Origin of the sequence: Nocardioides sp. (genome assembly GCF_025964975.1) — a bacterium.
Classification (GTDB): domain Bacteria; phylum Actinomycetota; class Actinomycetes; order Propionibacteriales; family Nocardioidaceae; genus Nocardioides.
Genome location: NZ_JAOPXV010000081.1, coordinates 1 through 2775, shown reverse-complemented (window position 1 = coordinate 2775; position 2775 = coordinate 1). Strand labels below are relative to the sequence as shown.

Annotated in this window: 4 protein-coding genes; all 4 read right to left on the bottom strand. The window is 70.1% G+C overall.

Annotated features, from left to right (window positions below; translation table 11 throughout):
• Positions 1–69 precede the first annotated feature (69 nt).
• Positions 70–738: an SDR family NAD(P)-dependent oxidoreductase gene (locus tag JWN68_RS05775; RefSeq protein ID WP_297735988.1), complete on the bottom strand. Its 669-nt coding sequence runs from the start codon at positions 736–738 to the stop codon at positions 70–72.
• A complete protein-coding gene (locus JWN68_RS05770) occupies positions 735–1118 on the bottom strand; it encodes a DUF202 domain-containing protein (RefSeq protein ID WP_297735982.1) in 384 nt (127 codons plus the stop codon). Before JWN68_RS05770 ends, JWN68_RS05775 begins: the two co-directional genes overlap by 4 nt.
• Before the next feature lie 96 nt (positions 1119–1214).
• Positions 1215–2507 (bottom strand): IS30 family transposase, encoded by a 1293-nt coding sequence (locus tag JWN68_RS05765; RefSeq protein ID WP_297735979.1) that lies wholly within the window; start codon positions 2505–2507, stop codon positions 1215–1217.
• Between the two features lie 90 nt (positions 2508–2597).
• A partial coding sequence (locus JWN68_RS05760) for a HisA/HisF-related TIM barrel protein (RefSeq protein ID WP_297735985.1) occupies positions 2598–2775 on the bottom strand: 178 nt, incomplete at its 5' end.

The following is a 2775-nucleotide window of genomic DNA, read 5'->3' as shown; positions in this document are numbered from 1 at the left end:
CGGTAGAGGAGGTGCTCGATCTCGCGGGCGCTGTCCACCAGGGGATCGTAGGACGAACCGGACGCCGGGTCAGCGCGCCTCGTCCTCGATCCGTGCGTGGTACGCCGCCCGCTCGGCAGAGTCGGTGCGCAGCGCCCGGTCGTCGCGGACCACCCGGCGCAGCGCGTCGCGGACCGGCGCGGGGGTCACCCTCGCGGCGCCGGCGAGGACGCCGACGTAGCGGGGCACGCTGATCTCACCCGTGCGACTGGTCACCGACGACTCGACGGCCGCGGCCACCTGGTCGGGCGAGACCTTGGGCAGCGGGCGCATGTCGAGCCCGGAGGCCAGCGCGGTGTCCACGGCGGAGGGCAGCACCGCCGTGACCGAGACGCCGTGCGGCGCCATCTCGAGACGGGTGGCGGCGGTCAGGCCGACGACCGCGAACCTGGTCGCGTTGTAGACCGCGAGGCCCTGGAGCGGGACCTTGCCGGCGAGCGAGGCGACGTTGACGACGTGGCCGCGACGGCGCTCGACCATCCCCGGGAGTGCGAGCCGCATCCCGGTGACCACGCCCATCAGGTTGACCTCGACCATCAGCCGGGTGGTCTCCTCGGCGAGGTCGAGGAACGGCCCGTTGGGCATCACGCCGGCGTTGTTGACCAGCACGTCGAGCGGGCCGTGCGCCCGCTCGGCGGCGGCCAGGAACGCGGCGAGCGAGCCCGCTGGCGAAGCGTGCCGCGCGGCGGGACGCGTCAGCCGACGACCACGACGGCGAGCCCGATCACCGCTCCGACGATGCCGGCGGTCAGGATCAGCCCGAGCGTGAAGGCCGGCAGTGGTTCGTGCAGCCGCATCGCCCGCTCGATCCGGGCCCAGCGGTGGTACGCCAGCACGGTCATCAGCAGGGCGAAGGCCAGCAGCGCCAGCACGATGAGCGTGCGGAACACGTCGTGCTCGGGCAGCTGCAGCGACTCCAGCGCGACGGCGCCCGCGACGAGGGCGAGCGTCGTGCGGACCCAGGCCAGGAAAGTGCGCTCGTTGGCGAGGGAGAAGCGGGGGTCCGGCTCTTCGCCGACGTAGACCCAACGGGGGCGACGGGTGCCACTGTCCCTGCGCTCGTCGGCTCCGTCCGTCATGGCGCCAGCCTGGCAGAGGCGAGGTCCGGCGCCGATAGTCCCTGACGATCTGGCCCCGATCTCGCGGGCGAGGTCAATCGGTGCAAGCAACGGTTGTTAGGCCGCTTGCAGGTTAGCGAGTACGTCGTCGAGGGCTTGGGCTGGTGTTCGTAGGTCCAGGGTGGGTCGGGGGCGGGCGTTGAGGCTGGCGGCGATGCGGCGTAGGTCGGCGGCGGTGTAGCCGGACAGGTCGGTGCCCTTCTCGAGCCAGTGCCGCACGAGACGGTTGGTGTTCTCTCCGGTGCCGCGCTGCCACGGTGAGTGGGGGTCACAGAAGTAGACCGGCATCTGCAGGGCGAGCTGGATGCGTTCGTAGCGGGCCATCTCCACGCCGCGGTCCCAGGTCAGTGACTGGCGCAGCAGCTCGGGCAGGTCAGTCATCTCGCGGATCATGGCCTCGGCAACAGACTCGGCGTCGTGGCGTTCGGGCAGGTGCAGCAGGATCGTGAACCTGGTGGAGCGTTCGACCAGGACCCCGACGGCCGAGGTGTTGCCGGTGCCGAGGATGAGGTCGCCTTCCCAGTTGCCAGGCACCGAGCGGTCCTCGACCTCAGCAGGGCGATCAGAGATCTTGAACGCCTCGCGATACGGGCTGTTTTGGCGTGCGCCGCCGGCGCGGGGGTGGCGTGAGCGTCGCTTGGTGGACAGCTTTTGGTGCAGGTCCTTACGCAGTGACCCGCGGGTCTGGACATACAGCGCCTTGTAGATCGTCTCGTGGGACACGCGCTCCATGATCATGTGTGGGTAGTCGCGACGCAGGATCATCGCGATCAGCTTGGGCGACCAGCCCTGGTCCATCCAAGCCTCGATCTGACGACACAGGGCCGGGTTCTCGATCAGCCGGAACGGCTTACGCCGCTTGCGTTTCCGGCCTGCCGCACGGTCAGCAGCGGCGCCGTAGTACGAACCGTCGGGCCCGCTGTTGCGGGCGACCTCGCGCGAGATCACCGACTTGTTCCGTCCGATCAGGCGCCCGATCTCCTCGTAGGTGAGCGTGGCGCCCTCTCGGACCTGCTCCAGGCAGGCGGCGATGACCGCACGATCAGCACCAGTCAGCATCCGACGCCTACGCGACGCGACGGGCCCGATGGACTCGAGGGGCCCGACTGGCCCGACGGGCCCGACGGGCCCGACGGGCTCGACGGGCTCGAGGGGCTCGGCAAGGGATCCCTCAAGACCGCCACGGCGGCCTCGCATCAAAGTCAACGTCACCGGAGCAGACTCGCGCCACCACTCCCATGCCGACTGGCGCGCCACGCCGACCTCCCCGGCAGCAGCCGAAACAGACCACCCACCACACACAAGATCGAAGAACCGGTTCCGCACCTCGAAGGACATTGGACATCCCATCGACAACACCACCAATCAGGTCGTGTTGCTTGCACCGGTTGAACCTGCCGGCTCTCGAGGGGCCACTTCGTCAGGGACTATCGGGTGGGCTCAGCGCACGGGGTGGCCGGCAGCAGACAGGGCACCCTTGACCTCGCCGACCCGCAGCGTCCCGAAGTGGAAGACGGTGGCCGCGAGGACTGCGTCGGCACCGGCGTCGACGGCGGGGGCGAAGTGGTCCAGGCGGCCGGCACCACCCGAGGCGATGACCGGGATCGAGACCTCGGCG

What these genes read in the sequence shown, in the direction of transcription:
- JWN68_RS05765 (WP_297735979.1), bottom strand. Translation starts at nt 2,507, where the DNA reads ATGGGATGTCCAATGTCCTTCGAGGTGCGGAACCGGTTCTTCGATCTT.
- JWN68_RS05770 (WP_297735982.1), bottom strand. Translation starts at nt 1,118, where the DNA reads ATGACGGACGGAGCCGACGAGCGCAGGGACAGTGGCACCCGTCGCCCC.